Annotated in this window: 14 protein-coding genes; 9 read left to right on the top strand and 5 right to left on the bottom strand. The window is 74.3% G+C overall.

Features of this window, described 5'->3' with window-relative positions; all coding sequences use genetic code 11:
• The first annotated feature begins 103 nt into the window (after positions 1-103).
• Together QTQ03_RS15440 and QTQ03_RS15435 are read left to right on the top strand one after the other, a co-directional pair.
• Complete coding sequence (locus QTQ03_RS15440) at positions 104-2,215, top strand: DEAD/DEAH box helicase (protein WP_289278649.1); 2,112 nt, start codon at positions 104-106, stop codon at positions 2,213-2,215.
• Positions 2,216-2,335: 120 nt separating this feature from the next.
• The gene (locus tag QTQ03_RS15435; protein ID WP_289278648.1) at positions 2,336-3,277 is read left to right on the top strand and encodes a DUF8832 domain-containing protein; all 942 of its coding nucleotides are present in this window, start codon (positions 2,336-2,338) and stop codon (positions 3,275-3,277) included.
• Positions 3,278-3,309: 32 nt separating this feature from the next.
• Here the strand turns inward: QTQ03_RS15435 and QTQ03_RS15430 are convergent, their stop codons facing one another.
• On the bottom strand, positions 3,310-3,726 hold the full coding sequence (locus QTQ03_RS15430) for a helix-turn-helix domain-containing protein (RefSeq protein WP_289278647.1): 417 nt from the start codon (positions 3,724-3,726) through the stop codon (positions 3,310-3,312).
• 235 nt (positions 3,727-3,961) lie between these two features.
• Here QTQ03_RS15430 and QTQ03_RS15425 point away from each other — a divergent pair, with 235 nt between their 5' ends.
• A complete protein-coding gene (locus QTQ03_RS15425; protein WP_289278646.1) occupies positions 3,962-4,342 on the top strand; it encodes a hypothetical protein in 381 nt (126 codons plus the stop codon).
• Between the two features lie 7 nt (positions 4,343-4,349).
• Here QTQ03_RS15425 and QTQ03_RS15420 read toward each other — a convergent pair whose 3' ends face one another.
• Together QTQ03_RS15420 and QTQ03_RS15415 are read right to left on the bottom strand one after the other, a co-directional pair.
• Positions 4,350-5,534 (bottom strand): class I SAM-dependent methyltransferase, encoded by a 1,185-nt coding sequence (locus tag QTQ03_RS15420; RefSeq protein ID WP_289278645.1) that lies wholly within the window; start codon positions 5,532-5,534, stop codon positions 4,350-4,352.
• A 140-nt stretch (positions 5,535-5,674) separates the two neighbouring features.
• A complete protein-coding gene (locus QTQ03_RS15415) occupies positions 5,675-7,315 on the bottom strand; it encodes a DEAD/DEAH box helicase (RefSeq protein ID WP_289278644.1) in 1,641 nt (546 codons plus the stop codon).
• Positions 7,316-7,714: 399 nt separating this feature from the next.
• Here QTQ03_RS15415 and QTQ03_RS15410 point away from each other — a divergent pair, with 399 nt between their 5' ends.
• Positions 7,715-8,392, top strand: coding sequence for a ferritin-like fold-containing protein (locus QTQ03_RS15410; RefSeq protein WP_289278643.1), 678 nt, complete (start codon positions 7,715-7,717; stop codon positions 8,390-8,392).
• A gap of 106 nt (positions 8,393-8,498) precedes the next feature.
• Here the strand turns inward: QTQ03_RS15410 and QTQ03_RS15405 are convergent, their stop codons facing one another.
• Complete coding sequence (locus QTQ03_RS15405) at positions 8,499-8,726, bottom strand: DUF3107 domain-containing protein (protein ID WP_289278642.1); 228 nt, start codon at positions 8,724-8,726, stop codon at positions 8,499-8,501.
• A gap of 64 nt (positions 8,727-8,790) precedes the next feature.
• On the bottom strand, positions 8,791-9,429 hold the full coding sequence (locus tag QTQ03_RS15400) for a TetR/AcrR family transcriptional regulator (protein ID WP_289278641.1): 639 nt from the start codon (positions 9,427-9,429) through the stop codon (positions 8,791-8,793).
• Between the two features lie 1,045 nt (positions 9,430-10,474).
• Here QTQ03_RS15400 and QTQ03_RS15395 point away from each other — a divergent pair.
• The 5 genes from QTQ03_RS15395 (at position 10,475) to QTQ03_RS15375 (ending at position 16,889) form a co-directional block, all read left to right on the top strand.
• Positions 10,475-12,397, top strand: a complete 1,923-nt coding sequence (locus QTQ03_RS15395; RefSeq protein ID WP_502889865.1) for a hypothetical protein — start codon at positions 10,475-10,477, stop codon at positions 12,395-12,397.
• Between the two features lie 84 nt (positions 12,398-12,481).
• Positions 12,482-13,456 carry an alpha/beta fold hydrolase gene (locus QTQ03_RS15390; protein ID WP_289278640.1) on the top strand — a complete coding sequence of 325 codons (975 nt, stop codon included), beginning with the start codon at positions 12,482-12,484 and terminating at the stop codon, positions 13,454-13,456.
• Between the two features lie 323 nt (positions 13,457-13,779).
• Complete coding sequence (locus tag QTQ03_RS15385; RefSeq protein ID WP_289278639.1) at positions 13,780-14,574, top strand: DUF3152 domain-containing protein; 795 nt, start codon at positions 13,780-13,782, stop codon at positions 14,572-14,574.
• A 129-nt stretch (positions 14,575-14,703) separates the two neighbouring features.
• A complete protein-coding gene (moeZ, locus tag QTQ03_RS15380) occupies positions 14,704-15,924 on the top strand; it encodes an adenylyltransferase/sulfurtransferase MoeZ (protein WP_289278638.1) in 1,221 nt (406 codons plus the stop codon).
• Positions 15,925-16,001: 77 nt separating this feature from the next.
• Complete coding sequence (locus QTQ03_RS15375; protein WP_289278637.1) at positions 16,002-16,889, top strand: prenyltransferase/squalene oxidase repeat-containing protein; 888 nt, start codon at positions 16,002-16,004, stop codon at positions 16,887-16,889.
• The last annotated feature ends 11 nt before the right edge of the window (positions 16,890-16,900 follow it).

The raw sequence follows: 16,900 nt of genomic DNA, 5'->3' as shown, positions 1-16,900 counted from the left end.
CCGAACGACGGTTCTCTTCCGAACGACGGTCCTGCCGTGTCCGATCCTGGCACGGAGCCCGCGCGGCCGGCCGGCAGCGTGGCCGCGCTGGTAGAAATGCCGGATGAGCCAGGAACGGACGGCGGTACGTGAGCGGGCCGAGGCGGTGCTGCGGCACCTGGCCGGGGAACACGCCCGGCTCCGTGCGGACCAGTGGCGGGCGATCGAGGCGCTGGCGGTCGACCGGCGGCGGGTGCTCTGCGTCCAGCGCACCGGGTGGGGGAAGTCGGCGGTCTACTTCGTGGCCACCGCGCTGCTGCGGACCAGCGGCGAGCACGGCCCGACGGTGATCGTGTCGCCGCTGCTGGCGCTGATGCGAAACCAGGTCGAATCCGCCGCGCGGGCCGGCATCAGGGCGCGGACCATCAACTCCGCCAACCTCGACGAGTGGGACGAGATCACCGCCGAGATCCACGCCGGCGCCGTCGACGTCCTCCTGATCAGCCCGGAACGGCTCAACAACCCGGACTTCCGGGACACGGTGCTGCCGAAACTGGCGGCCACCACCGGGCTGCTGGTGGTGGACGAGGCGCACTGCGTCTCCGACTGGGGCCACGACTTCCGGCCCGACTACCGCCGGCTGCGGACGTTCCTCGCCGACCTGCCGCCGGGGACGCCCGTGCTCGCCACCACGGCCACCGCGAACGCCCGGGTCACCCAGGACGTGGCCGAGCAGCTCGGCGACGCACTCGTGCTGCGTGGCAGCCTGGACCGGGAGTCGCTGCGGCTCGGCGTGGTCGACCTGCCCAACCCGGCGCACCGGCTGGCCTGGCTCGCCGAGCACCTCGACGAGTTGCCCGGCTCAGGAATCGTCTACACGCTGACCGTGGCGGCGGCGGGGGAGGCCGCCGATTTCCTCCGCTCCCGGGGCTACCCGGTCGCCTCCTACACCGGGCAGGCCGAGGACGCGGACCGGCGCGCCGCCGAGCAGGATCTCCTCGACAACAAGATCAAGGCGCTGGTGGCTACCAGCGCGCTGGGCATGGGCTTCGACAAGCCGGATCTCGGCTTCGTGGTGCACCTCGGCGCACCGCCCTCGCCCATCGCGTACTACCAGCAGGTCGGCCGGGCCGGCCGGGCCGTCGCGCACGCCGAGGTGCTGCTGCTGCCCGGTGCCGAGGACGCGGCCATCTGGCGCTACTTCGCCTCGCTCGCGTTCCCGCCCGAGGAACAGGTGCGCGCGGTGCTCGCCGCCCTGGCCACCGACCGGCCGCTGTCCACCCAGGCCCTGGAGCCGCTCGTCGACCTGCGCCGAACCCGGCTGGAGCTGATGCTCAAGGTGCTGGACGTGGACGGCGCGGTCCGTCGGGTGCGCGGTGGCTGGCTCGCCACCGGCGAGCCGTGGACCTACGACGAGGCCCGGCTTCGGCGGGTCGCCGCCGCCCGCACCGCCGAGCAACAGGCGATGCGGGAGTACGCGACGACTCCCGGTTGCCGCCTGCGCTACCTGCGTGAGTGCCTGGACGACGTCGGGGCGGTCGACTGCGGGCGGTGCGACCGGTGCGCCGGCCCGACCCTCACCGCCGAGGTCTCCGATGCCACGCTGAGCGCCGCGCAGACCTTCCTCGGTCGCCCCGGCGTCGGGATCGCGCCGAAGAAGCTCTGGCCGACCGGCCTGGCCGCGGTCGGCGTACCGCTCAACGGGCGCATCGCCCCGGCCGAGCAGGCGTTGCCCGGCAGGGCGGTCGGGCGCCTGTCCGACCTCGGCTGGGGCAACCGGCTGCGGGAGTTGGTCGGGCCGGACGCGGTGGACGGGGACGTGCCGGACGACGTGGCCACCGCCGTGGTGGAGGTGCTCAAGGCGTGGGCGCACGGCGACGATCCCTGGCCGCGCCGGCCGGCGGGGGTGGTCGTGGTGGGCTCGCGCCGCCGACCCCGGCTGGTCGGCTCGCTCGCCGAGCGGATCGCCACGGTGGGCCGGCTGCCGCTGCTCGGCACCGTCGCCGTGAGCGCCGCCGGCGGCCCGCGGGGCAACAGCGCCCAGCGGGTACGCGCCCTGCACGGCGCGGTCACCGTGCCGCCGGAGCTGGCCGACGCCCTGGCCGGGCTGGCCGGGCCGGTGCTGCTCGTCGACGACCTGGTCGACTCGGGCTGGACGATCACCACGGTCGCCCGGGAACTGCGACTCGCCGGGGCACCCGAGGTGCTCCCGCTGGCCCTGGCCGTTGCGGGCTGACCCGCCACGTACCGTCGCTCGACGGGCCGGAATGGTTCCCCGGTCCAGCGGATTGCGACGGTCGCCACGCCGGCCGGCACCCGTCCGGACGCGCACGTCACCGACGGTAGCGTGGGCGCCATGACCGATCCGCCACCCGACGCCGAGCCTGCCGATCGGGTCAGCGCCGCACCCGACCGGAGCACCCTCCGGCTGGCGCTGGTGGTGGGCGGCCTACTGCTCGCCGTCCTGCTCGGCTTCGGCCTCGGCCGAATGGACGGCGACGCGACCACCGCGGGCGGCTACGACAGTGCGCTGGCCGGCCACACCCATCCACCCGGCACCGGGGCACACGAACACGGCACCGGACCGGACGCGGCGGAGGCGACCGGGCTGTCGGTCAGCGCGGCAGGCTACACGATCGCCCCGGTGGCCGTGGACTTCGCCGCCGGCCGGCCCGGCGAGCTGAGGTTCCGGATCCGGGACGCGCAGCGCCGGCCGGTGACCCGTTTCGCCGTGGTGCACGACAAGCCGATGCACGTGATCGTGGTACGCCGCGACCTCACCGGCTACCAGCACCTGCATCCCGCGATGGCGGCCGACGGCACCTGGTCGGTGCCGCTGACGTTGCCGCAGCCGGGCGTCTGGCGGGCGTACGCCGACTTCGCGGCGCTGGCCGAGGACGGCCGGCAGACGGCGGTGACCCTGGGAGCGGATCTGGTCGCGGCCGGTGACTACGACCCGCGCCCACTGCCGGCCGCGGTCACCTCGACGGCGGTGGACGGATTCGCCGTCGGCTACCAGGGCACCCCGCAGGCCGGCCGGTCAGTGCCGCTCATCTTCCGGATCACCGCCGAGGGCCGAGCGGCGGCGCTGGAGCGTTACCTCGGCGCGTACGGGCATCTGGTCGTGCTCCGCGCCGGGGACCTCGGCTACCTGCACGTGCACCCCGAGCCGGAACTGGTCGACGGGGCGGTGCGGTTCTGGGTGACCGTGCCCGGCCCCGGTACGTACCGCCTCTTCCTGGACTTCCAGGTGGCCGGGGTGGTGCGGACCGCCGAGTTCACCCTCGACCTGCCCTGACAGGGAACCCCGCCGGGTCGCCGCGGATGTCGTCAGCCGACCCGGCGGTTCGGCCGGCGGGCCAGGTAGCGCAGCAGGTCCCGGATGTGGTGCTTCTCCTCCGCGGGCACGGTCGGGTCGGCGAGCCGCTGGAGGATCATCCGCACATCCGCTTCGACCGGCCCGTCCTCGCCGCGCCGGCGCGGCACGGGGCCGGCGTCCGGCAGGCCGAGCGCGCGGAACGCGGCTGCCACCGGCAGGTCGAGCGCGGCGCAGAACCCGCGCACCTTGGCCAGCTCGGGGTAGTCCTGCCAGTCACCGGCGAGCCAGCGGAACACGGTGGAGCGGCCGACACCCGTGTGCGCCGCCAGGTCGGTGACGGTCCAACCCCGCTCTTCACGGGCGGTGTCGATGGCGCGCCGCACGAAGCGTGCGAACGCCGCCTGCGGCGATACCTCTACCGAAGCCATCCCAGCGGGTCTTCCCTCCCGACCGGCACCGACGGTGCGTGGGTTAGAGGGTAGTACGGCTGGCGGTGGAAGCAATTGACTGAGTGACCAGACCGCCCCGTCGGCGGAAGTTCTCCTGACACAGCGGCAGAAACCCCGCGGAGGGAGCGACGCCTGTCGTTCCTCAACTAAACTCGTCTAGCACCCGTACGCGCCCCTGGCGCGCCCCAACGGCCGTCCACCGCTGAGGAGCACCATGCCCGAACCCGACCGTCCCCTGCCGCACCGCCCGGGTGCGGTGAGTCTGTTCTTCGTCGCGAAGGCCGGGGTGTTCGCGGCCGGCTTCTGGATCTGGTTGTTGGGGCTCGTCGCGGGCGGCGGCGCGGCGACCGGGCCGCACCTCCTGGCCGCCACCGGCGCGACCACCACCACCCTGGTCGGGGTGGTGCTCGGCGTGCGGATGGCCCTCCAACACAACGCCGCCCAACGACACGCGGAGGTCAAGCGGCTGCTGGTGGACATCTCGTGGAACGCGTTCGCCGCGGCGGGCAACGCGGACAGCCCCGGGAAGATCGTGCCGTTCCCGTCGGCGCCGGAGGGCGAGCGGACGTACCGGAACGGCGACCGCCGACGTTGACGTCGGGTCAGCCAGCCGCTCGGTCGGTGCTGTCAATGTGGGCGGCGGCGGGCTCGGCGAGGAGCGCCGCCAGCCGCGGAGTGACCCCCCACTGCTCCACCAGCGCGCGGTACTCCGCCCGCTGGGTGTCGGCCGGCGGCGCACCACCCCGCCGGGCCCGGATGAGCAGGTTCCGCGGGGTGTGCCGCGAGTCGACGAACTCGACCACCTCGGCCCGGTAGCCGTGTAGCCGAAGCAGCCCGGCCCGCAGCGAGTCGGTGAGCACGTCCGCGAAGCGCTCGCGAAGGATGCCCTGGCGGGTCAGCAGGCCGTACGGCGCCGGCGTCGGCTGGGAGCGCAACTGCGCCGCGATGTCGTGGTGGCAACACGGTGCCGCGAGCACCCAGCGGGACTCCCACCGCAGCGCTCGCGCCAGCGCCTCGTCGGTGGCGGTGTCGCACGCGTGCAGCGCCAGAACCAGGTCGGGGGCGGGCTCGACGACGGCGTCGGTGATGGTGCCGGCCACGAACCGTACCCGGTCGGCCCAGCCCAGCCGGCGGGCCAGCTCGGTGTTGCGCTGCCGCTGGTCCTCGCGGACGTCCACGCCGACCAGGTGGACGTCGAGGCCCAGCTGGGTCAGCCACCGGTAGGCGGCGAAGGTCAGGTACGCGTTGCCGCAGCCCAGGTCGACCACCCGCAGCGGGCCGGCCGCGTCGTCGGGCAGGGTGGCGGCGAGCGCCCGCAGGAAGGCGTCCACCTGTCGCCGCTTCGCCGCCGACCCGCCGATCTCGACGAAGATCGGGTCACCAGGGTCGAGCAGGTACTCCTTCGCCCGGTCGTGGCCGGCCGGTTCGACCGTGGGACGCGCCGCCGGGGCCCGGTGTATCTGCGCCTGCCCGGACTTCGTGACCCGCAGTTGCAGGGTCGTCCGCACGGTCTCCACGTGCCAGTTGCCGAACGGCTCGGCCAGCAGCGCGTCCACCGCCGCGTCGGCGTCCGAGCCGGGTGACACGTTGCGGGTGTACGGCCGGCTGCCGTCGGAGGTGGCGATCTGGAGGCGGGGGCCGGCTTTGAGGGTGACCGGCCGAAGCTCCGCCCGGAGCACCGTGGGACGCTGCCCGCGCCGGCGGCCGGCGGCGACCGCGCGGGTCAGGGAGGGGTCGAGCAGCAGCGCGCGCACCTCGGCGAGAGCGGCATCCAGGGCTTCCGGCATGGGTGAATCCTCCCCGGTGGGTGTGCGGCTCCGCCGGTGGGTGACCGCCCGGAGCCGTCCGCGCGCCGGCCGGGTGGTCCGGAGCGCACGACCGTCCCCCTCCGACGAGAGCGGCGGGGGACGGTTCGGACGTGCGGTTGTCAGTCGGCGGTCGCCGCGGCCGGCGTACCTTCGCCGGAACCACCGCCGGCGCGACGGCGCCGCCGGCGGCGCGGCTTCGGTGCCGGGGCGCCCTCGGCGGACGCGGAGGGCGCCCCGGCGCCACCCTCGGTGGAACTCGTCGCGGCCGGTTCGCCCGCGACCACCTCGCCACCCCGACGGCGCCGGCGGCGGCGCGGCGTGCGCTTCTCGGTGTCGGTCGCCGCCTCGGTGGCCGACCCGGCGGCCGGGTCACCGCCCCGAGCGCGACGGCGGCCCCGGCCCTCGCCGCGCCGCGAGCTCCGGCCGTCACCGCGGCGGGACCGGCCACCGAGATCTTCCTCGGCCTCGGCCGCGAGACCGGCGCGGGTCCGCTCGGCGGTCGGCAGGGTTCCGGTGATCTCGGTGGAGATGTCCAGGTCGGTGTAGAGATGCGGCGACGTGTGGTATGTCTCCGGCGGCTCCGGCAGGTCCAGACCAAGCGTCTTGTCGATGATCCGCCAGCGCGGCATGTCGTCCCAGTCGACGAAGGTCACCGCGACACCGCTTGCCCCGGCCCGGCCGGTACGGCCGATCCGGTGGGTGTAGGTGTCCTGGTCCTCGGGGCAGTCGTAGTTGATGACGTGGGTGACGCCGGAGACGTCGATGCCGCGTGCCGCGACGTCGGTGGCGACCAGAGTGTCAATCTTGCCGGCGCGGAACGCCCGCAGCGCCCGCTCGCGGGCGCCCTGCCCGAGGTCGCCGTGGACGGCGGCCACGGCGAAGCCGCGGAAGTCCAGATCCTCCGCGACCCGGTCGGCGGCCCGCTTCGTCCGGGTGAAGACCATGGTCAGCCCGCGGCCCTCGGCTTGCAGGATCCGCGCCACGATCTCGATCTTGTTGAGCGAGTGGGTGCGGTAGACCAACTGCCGGGTCTGCGGGTTCGGGCCGGTCTCGGCGGTGTGCCCGGCGTGGATCGTGATCGGGTGCCGCAGGAAACGCCTCGACAGCGTGACGATCGGGTCCGGCATGGTGGCCGAGAAGAGCATGGTCTGCCGGTCCTCCGGCAGCATCGCCAGGATCCTCTCGACGTCATCGAGGAAGCCCAGGTCGAGCATGCGGTCGGCCTCGTCGAGGACGAGCGCGTGCACCCGGTCCAGCCGCAGGTGCTTCTGCTTGGCCAGGTCGAGCAGCCGGCCGGGGGTGCCGACCAGGATTTCGGCGCCCTTGCCGAGCGCCTCGGTCTGTGGCTCGTACGCGACGCCGCCGTAGATCGGCAGCACGCGCACGCCTCGGGTGCTGCCAGCCGCCTGGAGGTCCCTGGCGACCTGGATGCCCAGCTCACGGGTGGGGACAACGACGAGTGCCTGTGGTTGGCCGTCGCCCCCCTCGGCCGGGGCGAAGACCCGCTCCAACAGCGGGATGCCGAAACCGAGCGTCTTGCCGGTGCCGGTGGGCGCCTGGCCGATCAGGTCGGTGCCGCGCAGCGCGATCGGCAGCGCGTACTCCTGGATGGCGAAGGCGCGGGTGATGCCGGCCGCGGCCAGCGCGTCAGTGGTCTCCTGACGCGCGCCCAGCTCGGCGAACGTGGGAGCCTCCGGTCGTACCGGGGCGGTGGCGGCCAGTTCACGGCCGTCCATGAGATTCTGGGTCAGTTCGCTCATCTGGATGTGGGGGTGCCCTCTCGTGGGTGCGCCCCGTTGAGTCCTCAGGGCGCGGACGGTATGGCGCGGGCCACACGGTCGGCGGCGGAGTGCCGGGCCGGACCGGGCCGCACGCGCGCCGTGGGACCGACTGCGACCAGCTCCAACTTCGGACCGGACGCAAAGTCCGACCAGCTTCGGTGTCAGACCGGATCCAGAGTCGGACCAGCTCCAGAAATCGGACCCGTTCCAGAGTCGGACCAGCCCCACATTCGGCTGGCGCCCCACGGCAACTGTTCCAGTCTACCTGAACCCCCTGGACGCCGTCCTGATTCCTGGGGCGGCACCGCGTCAAGGGGCGGTCGGATATGGCGCCAATCACATCTTTGGTGGTTCGCCGCCGGAAGGTACCCTGCGCTGGTGTCCGCCCCGACCGATCCCGCCCCGACCGATCCCGCCCCGACCGATCCGGCGCTCGTCGACCTGCTTGGCCTGGTGGCCCTCGGCGAGCTGCTCGCCTTCGAGCGGATGGCCGCCGACGCGCGGCTCGCCCCCGACCTGCGCCGGCGGGCGGCGCTGGGCGAAATGGCCGCGGCGGAGATCCGCAACTACCGGCGGCTCGCCGAGCGGCTCGGCGCGCTCGGCGTGCTGCCCGACGACGCGATGGCGGTGTACGTGGAGCCGTTGCAGGCGTACCACGACTCGACCGAGCCGAAGGACTGGACCGAGGCGGTGACCAAGGCGTACGTCGGCGACGGCATCACCGACGATTTCATCCGGGAGATCGCCGGGGCGCTGGCCGAGCCGGACCGTCAACTCGTGCGGGAGGTCCTGCATGAGTCGCGCTACGCGGACTTCGCCGCAGCCGAGATCCGGGCCGCCGTCGAGGCCGACCCCCGGGTGGCGAACCGGTTGTCCATGTGGGCGCGCCGGCTGGTCGGCGAGGCCCTGTCGCAGGCCGGGCGGGTGGCGTCCGCCGACCGGGGCGCGCTGACCGCACTCATCGCCCGCGGGGAGCGGACCGACGTGCCGGGCCTGTTCCGCAGGTTGACCGCGGCGCACACCGCCCGGATGACGGCCGTCGGCCTGAACAACTGACCGGAGGCCACAGCAGGGTGCCCACCCACCCGCGCGGCGACGGCAGTTGGGTGGGCACCTGCCGTGGTGCGGAGCAGGCACCGTCCGGCCCGGCTCCCCGGCCAGCTCAGCGGACGGTGAACCCGACCGCCCGGGGGGATGCCTCGGCGATCTCGACGTAGGCAACCTTGTCGACCGGCACGATCACCCGCCGGCCCTTCTCGTCGGTGAGGGAGAGTGTGCCGCTGTTGTTGGCGATGGCGTCGGTCACGATCTGCTCGATCTCGGCCGGTGACTGCGCGCTCTCCAGAACCAGCTCGCGCGGCGCGTACTGCACGCCGATCTTGACCTCCACTGTGCCTCCTCAACTGGGGCGAAAATGCCGCCGTGCGAAGGCTATCCGATCACCGGGGTAAGGGTCAGGCTGACTCACCTTGCAGCGGGAAGCTCGCGATGCCACGCCAGGAGAGCGCCGCGACCAGCGCCTCGGCCTCCGCCTTCGGTACCTGTCGGCCGCTGGCCAGCCAGAACTGGGCGGCGGTCTCGGCGGCACCGACCAGGCCGGACGCCAGCAGTTCCGCGTGTGCCCGGCTCACGCCGGTGTCCGAGATGATGGTGTCGGTGATCGCCGCGATGCAGCCCTGCTCGACCCGCTCGACGCGCTGGCGCACAGCCGGGTCGTTGCGCAGGTCCGACTCGAAGACCAGCCGAAACGCCTCGCTCTCGTGGTCCACGAAGTCGAAGTACGCGCGGACCGAGGCACTGACCCGCTCCTTGTTGTCGGTGGTGCCGCGCATCGCGTCCTGCACCTTCGCCACGATGGCGTCACAGTGCGTGTCGAGCAGCGCCAGGTAGAGCTCCATCTTGCCGGGGAAGTGCTGGTAGAGCACAGGCTTGGAGACTCCCGCGCGCTCGGCGATGTCGTCCATCGCCGCCGCGTGGTACCCCTGGGCGACGAACACCTCCTGGGCCGCGGCGAGCAGCTGCTTGCGGCGCGCGGAGCGGGGCAGGCGGGTGGGCCGGCCGGCGGTCTGTGCACCGTTCCCCACAGCGGTCATGGGAACCTCCGAGTTCTTCGTACGAGCCGGCATCAATCACCCGAACCGGTCAAGACCTGTTGGCCCGTCGCGGAATTGGCCCGCCGCTGTAACTTATCGCCACTGTCACCACACGGTAGCCTCAGCGGGGGCGACCAAGGAGCGCGCGGTGAGTGAAGCAGAGCAACCCGGTGCCGCCACCCCGGGAGAGCACGGTGAGGGGATCGGTCCGCAGGAGGACCATTCCCGCGCCGGCGGCGGGTGGTCGTCGCCGGCGGCCGGTTGGCCCCCGGACCAGACCGCCCCGCGCCGGTGGTCCGACCCTGCCGACAGCTGGGCCTTCACCTCCCCGTCGCACGGTGACCTGCCCGCCCCGTTGACCGGCGCGCCCGCGGGTGCGCCGAGAAACCACGTCAACGGCCACCACGTCAACGGCTTCCCGCAGGCGCCCGCGGAGGCCCCACCCACCCGTCCGTCTCCGGTGAGCGCCCCACCCGGCCCGCCCGGCGAGCCCCACCGGGACCCCGGCGACCGGTTGGCGGTGCCGGCCCCGCGCCCCGAGCCCGCCGTGGAGCAGCCGCCCGGGCCGGCTGAGCCGGAGTCGGGCCCCGCGCGGCACGCCTCCGAGGAGCCGCCCGCCCGCCGGGCGCCCCGCTGGACCGAGCCCGGATTGCCGACCTCGGCGCCGCCGGCCGTGCAGATTCCGCCGGTGGGCACGGCTGCCAGCGGCTTCGAGATGCCGCCCGGGCTGCACGCACCCGCAGCCGGCCGGTCCCCGGAGCCGCCCTCGGCGCAGGACGAGCCGCGCGGCTGGGACGGGCCGGTCGGGTCCGAGCCGGCGCGCCATGATCCGTACCCGTCACCCGCCGAGCCCCGGGTCGGTGGCCGCGCGGAGCATCGGCAGGACGGCAACGTCCCCGCCGCCGACGGGGAGGCCTACGGCGCCGACCCCGTCCCGAACCGGTGGGCCTCCGCTCCGGGTGACCGGGTGCCCGGAGCCGCCGACGACGCCGACCGGGGGTCCGCGGCGCCCGGTCCTGGCCCGGCGGAGCCGGGGTCGGCACCGATGGTCGACCATCGCGCACCGCTGCCCGAGCCCGACCGGTCTGGCCCGAGCTGGAACCGACCGAGCTGGGGGAGCGAATGGGCGCCCCCATGGGCCCGGGTCGAGCCGGAGACGTCGCGTCGTCGGGCGCGCGAGGAGTTCGAGCCACCCGCTACCCGGACCGTGCCGGAGACGTCCGGCCGTCGGGCGCGCGAGGAGTCCGTGCCGCCTGGACCGGACGAGCCGGACGGCCGGTGGGAGTCGGGCGGCCGCCGGGCACGCCCGGAGCCCGAGACCACCGACGCGGAGCCGGCCGGGGGCCGCCGGACACGGGAGGACCGGCCCGCCTGGCCGGCCGAGCCGCACCAGGCGTACGAGCCGGTGCGCGCCGAGCCCTACCAGACGGGCGCCGAGCCCGGACGCCGGTCCGGCGTCCGGCCGTTCCACGACCAGCCGGCCGGGCCTGCCGCGCCGGTGGGCTCCCCGGCGCCGCCGGCCGACGGGTATGTCTGGGCCCGTCCGGCGAGCGCGCCCCCGGCGTCGACCGGGTACGCCGCAACGGTCACCGGCGTTCCCGAGCCGGACGACGCCGCGCTGGATAACCGTCGGCCGTTCCGCCTCCGTCCGGAGACATCCGCTCCGACGGACCCACCGACCACCTTCGGCCGCGCCACGAGCGGGTCCAGCACAGCGCCTGCCACGAGCGGTGCCGGTGGTCGCGACCGCACCCCGCCCGCGCCCGCCCCGACGAGCGCACCCCCCTACGTGGCGCGCCGATCCGCCCCGGCGCCGACGGCCGAGACGGTCGGCGTCGACCGGCCGCCGGATCCTGCGTCGGCGGTGTTGCCGCAGCGCGTCCCCGCCGAGCCGGACGTGCCCGTCGTGCCGGAGCCGCCAGCCGTGGAGCCACCCGCCGAGACCCCGGAACTCGCCCGTATCGCGACCCATCTCCGCCGTGACGACGAGCCCGCCCCGCTGCGCGACCGCCCCGAGGGCTTCGACGTGGACGCCATCCTCGCCGCCGTGCGCGGGGTGGCCGGGGTCCGGGACGCCGCACTGCGCCGTACCCCCGCCGGGGCGCACAGCCTCCGGCTCGACCTCGCCGACGGTGCCGACCCCGCCGACGTCAGTCGGCAGGTCGCCCGCCTTCTCCAGGAGCGGATGGGCCTTGCCGCCGCCCCGCAGAACGTGCCCGGAATGTCTGCCACGCCGGCACCTCCGGCCCGTGGCCGGCCGGCCGAGCCGGCCGGTGCCGAGCCCGGGGCCGGGGCCGCCGAGCCCCGGGTGCTCGGCGGCAGGTCGCCCGCCGGACGGCAGGACACCCTGCCGTCGCGTACCGAGCGGCCGGACACGCTCCTGCCGGAGCCCGCGCGCCGCCGGCAGCAGCCCGGCGGGCCGCACCGGGGCCGGGCCGCCGTCGACGAGCCGGGAACGGTCGGGGCCGCCGGCAACCCGGCGGCCGGCACGTCGTACACCGGGGGGCAGGTCACCACGACGGAGACGGCGCCGTCCCGCCCGCTCGACACCGGTGGCCGGCTGGGGCCCCGGGTGGTGATCGACCACGTGCAGGTCAGCACGTTCGGGCTCGACGCCACCGTGGAGGTCCGCCTGGTGGCCGCCGGGTCGCCCGCGGTGGGCTACGCCACCGGTCCGGCGGTCGACGGGTACGTGCTGCGGCTGTGCGCGGTGGCCGCCGCCGCCGCCGTGGACGAGTTGTTGCGAATGCCCGGGCCGGGTTCGGATCGGGGGCGTTGCTTCGTCGAGCACGCCGCTGTGCTGCCGTTCGGCAACTGCGAGGTGGCCACGGTCGTGGTCCTGCTCGTCTGCGACGGCTGGGTCGAGCAGCTCGCCGGGTCCGCGCTGGTCGCCGGCGACCCCCGGCAGGCCGTCGTGCGGGCGTCCCTCGCCGCGGTGAACCGCCGCCTCGAGGCGCTGCTGGCCTGAGCGGCCGACCAGCGGCCGGTACGGCCGCCGCCGGCACCCGTCGTTTGCACTGTCGGTCACCGTCGCCGCGGGCAGACTGAGGTGATGAAGCGCGCCACCCTCTGGCCGGACGACCTGCTTCCCGATCACTGCGTTCCACCCCCCTGGCCCGGCCGGGAGGTACGCCTCGACGGCACCGTCACCTACGTGCGCGAGACCCCGGCGACGGTGCCGGGCGCGGAGCCCGCACTCTACGTACACGGCCTCGGGGGGTCAGCACAGAACTGGACCGACCTGGCCGGCCTGCTCGCCGGCCGGCTGGACGGGCAGGCCATCGACCTGCCCGGCTTCGGCCGCAGCGAGCCGGGCCGTCGTTACACGATCTCCTCGTTCGCGCAGCGGGTGATCCGCTGGATCGAGCACTCGGGGCGCGGCCCGGTGCACCTGTTCGGCAACTCCTTGGGTGGAGCGGTCTCGGTTCAGCTGGCGGCCGTCCGTCCGGACCTGGTCCGGACCCTGACCCTGATCTCGCCCGCCCTGCCGTTCCTCGACGTCCGGCGTTCGTTGCAGGGTCGGATGTTGCCGCTGCTGGCGATCCCCCGGGGCGAGCGGCTGGCTGCCTGGCGGCTGGCGCAACGTGCGCCCGAGGCGATGGCCCAGCAGGTGATGGAGGCGTGCGTCGCCGACCTGAGCCGGATCAGCGAGCAGCGCCGGCGGGAGGCACTGGAGGAGATCCGGATCCGATACGAGGCGACGCACTACGCCGCCGCGTACGTGCGGACGTTTCGGGGGCTGGTCTCCAGCTTCCTTCGGTCTTACCTGCCCGGCTCCGGGTCGCTGTGGCGGCTGGCCCGTGCGGTCCGGGCACCGACGCTGGTAGTCGGTGGGCGGCACGACCGTCTGGTGGACGTGCGGGTCGCACCGCAGACCGCACGGGTGATCCCGGACAGCCGGCTGATGATCCTGGACGGGGTTGGTCACGTCGCCCAGCTGGAGGTGCCGCGCCTGGTCGCCCGCGCCGTCCTGGCCCTGCTAGCCGAAACGGGGGAGAGCGCCATGCGACCCGACATGGCAGGCTGAACGGGATGCCCGCCACCCGAAGCAACCGCAGTTCCCTCCCGCACCCCCGGACCGCCGCGATTCCGCCGGCCCTGCGGGTGGAGGGCCGTGCTCCGGCGCCGACCAATCAACCGGCCGGTGGCCGTGCGGCGCCGCCGGAGTCCGGACGGCCCGGTGGTCGCCCGACCCTGTACGCGGGTGGCCGGACAGCGACTCCGCCGAGTCCGCGGCCCGGTAGCCGTACGGCTGTCCCGGCGACCGTCCGATCCGGTGCCTCGGGGCAGCTCCGTCCCGCCGGCGCGGGACGGCACCGCCGTCCGAGCCGGGGCGGTCGGTCACACCGGGTGGGGCAGGCGGCGGCGCTCGTGCTGGCGGTCGTCGCGGCGGTGGCGGTGGTGATCGACCAACGTGGTGCGGACGTCGGTGCGGAGGTGGTCACCGCCGCGAGCCCGTCCTCGTCGCCGGTGGCGACGGGGGCTGCCCCGAGCCCGTCCCGGTCGACGGTCGCGGCGTCACCGTCGGCGCCGCCGGTTTACCAGGCCCCTGGGCCGGTGCCGTCGGTCGGGCGGGGCACCTTCGGGTACGACGACCGCTCCGGCCCGCTGCTCGGTGAGGCGGGCGCGATGCGCCGGTACCGGGTCGCCGTGGAGAACGGAGCCGGGGAGGACCCGGCCGAGGTCGCGGCCGTCGTGACGACGGCGCTCGCCGGTCCGGGGGGCTGGGTCGACAGCGGCCGGTTGCGGTTGCAGCAGGTGCCGGGCGGCGCCGCCCACGACTTCACGGTCTACCTGGCCACGGCGCAGACGGCTGCCCGGATGTGCCTCGCGGGCGGCGTGGACATCCGGATCGGAGGCCGGCCCTACACCTCCTGCCGGGCGCCGGGCAAGGTCATCATCAACCTGGACCGTTGGCGGCTGTCCGTGCCGCATTTCGTGGAGCTGAAGGTGCCGCTGTCGGTCTACCGGCTGTACGTGGTCAACCACGAGGTCGGGCACCAACTGGGCAACCGGCACGAACGGTGTCCGGGCGCCGGGCGGCCGGCGCCGGTGATGATGCAGCAGACACTCTTCCTGGACGGCTGCGTCGCCAACCCCTGGCCGTACCGCGGCGGGCAGCGGTACTCGGGTCCGCCGGTCTGACGTCAACCAGCCGGAGCATCCGGGTGCGGGACCCGAGCCCGTCCCGGGGATCCGAGCGCGCTTATTCCCGATCCCACGGTGCGGCCACGTGTCCCTCCTCATGGCTGACCGGCCGCCGGGCGAGCGACAATGGCCCGGTTCACCACCGCCGATCCCGGGGAGTCCACCGTGTCGCTGCCCCCGCTCGTCGAGCCCGCCGCCGAGCTGACCGTTGACGAGATCCGCCGCTACTCGCGTCACCTGATCATTCCGGATGTCGGCGTCGAGGGTCAGAAGCGGCTGAAGAACGCCCGGGTGCTCTGCGTCGGCGCCGGCGGGCTCGGGTCGCCGGCCCTGATGTACCTGGCCGCCGCCGGGGTGGGCACGCTGGGGATCGTCGACTTCGACACGGTTGACGAGTCCAACCTTCAGCGCCAGATCATCCACGGCGTCTCCGACGTTGGCCGGTCCAAGGCCGAGTCGGCCGCCGCCTCCATTCGTGAGATCAACCCGCTGGTCAACGTGGAGATCCACGACACCGCGCTGGACCGGGACAACGTCCGTGAGATCTTCGCCGGGTACGACCTGATCGTCGACGGCACCGACAACTTCGCCACCCGGTACATGGTCAATGACGCCGCGGTGCTGCTCGGCAAGCCGTACGTCTGGGGCTCGATCTACCGGTTCGACGGCCAGGCGTCGGTTTTCTGGGCGGAGCACGGTCCCTGCTACCGCTGCCTCTACCCGGAGCCCCCGCCGCCCGGAATGGTGCCGTCCTGCGCGGAAGGTGGCGTGCTGGGTGTGCTTTGCGCGTCGATCGGCTCGATCCAGGTCAACGAGGCGATCAAGCTGCTCGCCGGCGTCGGGGAGCCGTTGGTCGGCCGGCTGATGGTCTACGACGCCCTGGAGATGACCTACCGTAAGATCAAGGTCCGGAAAGATCCGGATTGCGTCCTCTGCGGCGAGAACCCGAGCGTCACCGACCTGCTGGAGGACTACGAGGACTTCTGCGGGGCGGTGTCGGTCGAGGCCCAGGAGGCGGTGGTCGACTCGACCATCACCGCGCGGGAGCTCAAGGAGTGGCAGGACGCCGGGAAGGACGTCTTCCTGATCGATGTCCGCGAGCCGGCCGAGTACGAGATCGTCCGGATCCCCGGCGCCACCCTGATCCCCAAGGGCGAGATCATCTCCGGCGCGGCGCTGGCGACGTTCCCGCAGGACAAGCAGATCGTGCTGCACTGCAAGTCCGGCGTCCGGTCCGCGGAGGCGCTGGCCGCGCTGAAGGCGGCCGGCTTCCGGGACGCGGTGCACCTCCAGGGTGGCGTTCTCTCCTGGATCAAGCAGATCGACCCGTCCCTGCCGGCCTACTGAGCGTGCGGAAGGCGGCTTCCTCGTGACGCACCGGTAGGGGAAGGGGGCCCCTTCCTACCACGTCGGGCGTCCGCCGCGTGCGGTGGCGTCGGGTGGCCGATCCACCGGGCCGAGCGGACGTTTGCACAGGTAGCGTGTCCGCTGTGGTGGACATTGACGCCGCAATCGGCTTCGTGGTGGCGCACGGGGACACGGTGGACCGCGCCCGGCTCAGCCGGCTGCGCACCGGCACACCGCCGGATGCGGACGTGCTCGACGTCGTCGAGGGCGGCCAGCTGCCGGACGGCGGCTGGCCCGCGTACCTGGAGGGGAAGGTGCCGTCCGTCGACGCCACCTGTTTCCGCCTCGCGGAGCTGGACGACCTCGGGGCGCTCGGCCGGCCCGCGGCCCGACGGGCGCTCGACTGGCTCGCCTTCCGCCAGCTGCCGGACGGTGGCTGGGAGGAGGACGCCGCGCTGGCGGAGGCCGCCCCTGAGTGGGCCCGGCCGGGTGACCCGGAGGCCGGGTTCTACCTGACGGCGAACGCGGCCTTCTGGCTGACCGTCGCCGGGCTCGACGCGCGGGCGGCCGGGCCGCTGGACGACCGGGTCGGCGGGGTGTACGCGGGCGTCGTGCACTCCGCGGCGCTCTCCCTGGTGGGCCGGTTGAACCCGGACGGGACCTGGCCGTCGTTCCTCGCCGCCGGGTGGCTGAGCGCGGCGGTGTTGTTCCGACAGGAGATGTTCCACGAGTCGGCGCGCATCCAGGTGGCGCTCGCCGAGCGGATCGCCGACATGTCCCCGACCAACGTCGCATGGCTGGCCGCGACCCTGCGCCGGGTCGGTGTCGACGAGCAGGACCGGATCCTGGTGCGCGCCCGTCGCCGGCTGGCCGAGACGCAGCGCAGCGACGGCGGTTGGGAGAGCGACGACGGGCACCAGTTCGACGTGCACGCGACGCTCACCGGGATCCGCGCCTGCCGCTGACTGGCGGCTGT

This window comes from Micromonospora sp. WMMA1363 (assembly GCF_030345795.1).
GTDB lineage: Bacteria > Actinomycetota > Actinomycetes > Mycobacteriales > Micromonosporaceae > Micromonospora.
Note: the sequence above shows the minus strand (reverse complement) of the source record. Positions and strands in the feature narration are given on the sequence as shown.

What these genes read in the sequence shown, in the direction of transcription:
- moeZ (WP_289278638.1), top strand. Translation starts at nt 14,704, where the DNA reads ATGGCCCGGTTCACCACCGCCGATCCCGGGGAGTCCACCGTGTCGCTG.
- QTQ03_RS15400 (WP_289278641.1), bottom strand. Translation starts at nt 9,429, where the DNA reads ATGACCGCTGTGGGGAACGGTGCACAGACCGCCGGCCGGCCCACCCGC.
- QTQ03_RS15430 (WP_289278647.1), bottom strand. Translation starts at nt 3,726, where the DNA reads ATGGCTTCGGTAGAGGTATCGCCGCAGGCGGCGTTCGCACGCTTCGTG.
- QTQ03_RS15440 (WP_289278649.1), top strand. Translation starts at nt 104, where the DNA reads ATGAGCCAGGAACGGACGGCGGTACGTGAGCGGGCCGAGGCGGTGCTG.
- QTQ03_RS15425 (WP_289278646.1), top strand. Translation starts at nt 3,962, where the DNA reads ATGCCCGAACCCGACCGTCCCCTGCCGCACCGCCCGGGTGCGGTGAGT.
- QTQ03_RS15390 (WP_289278640.1), top strand. Translation starts at nt 12,482, where the DNA reads ATGAAGCGCGCCACCCTCTGGCCGGACGACCTGCTTCCCGATCACTGC.
- QTQ03_RS15420 (WP_289278645.1), bottom strand. Translation starts at nt 5,534, where the DNA reads ATGCCGGAAGCCCTGGATGCCGCTCTCGCCGAGGTGCGCGCGCTGCTG.
- QTQ03_RS15435 (WP_289278648.1), top strand. Translation starts at nt 2,336, where the DNA reads ATGACCGATCCGCCACCCGACGCCGAGCCTGCCGATCGGGTCAGCGCC.
- QTQ03_RS15395 (WP_502889865.1), top strand. Translation starts at nt 10,475, where the DNA reads ATGGTCGACCATCGCGCACCGCTGCCCGAGCCCGACCGGTCTGGCCCG.
- QTQ03_RS15415 (WP_289278644.1), bottom strand. Translation starts at nt 7,315, where the DNA reads ATGAGCGAACTGACCCAGAATCTCATGGACGGCCGTGAACTGGCCGCC.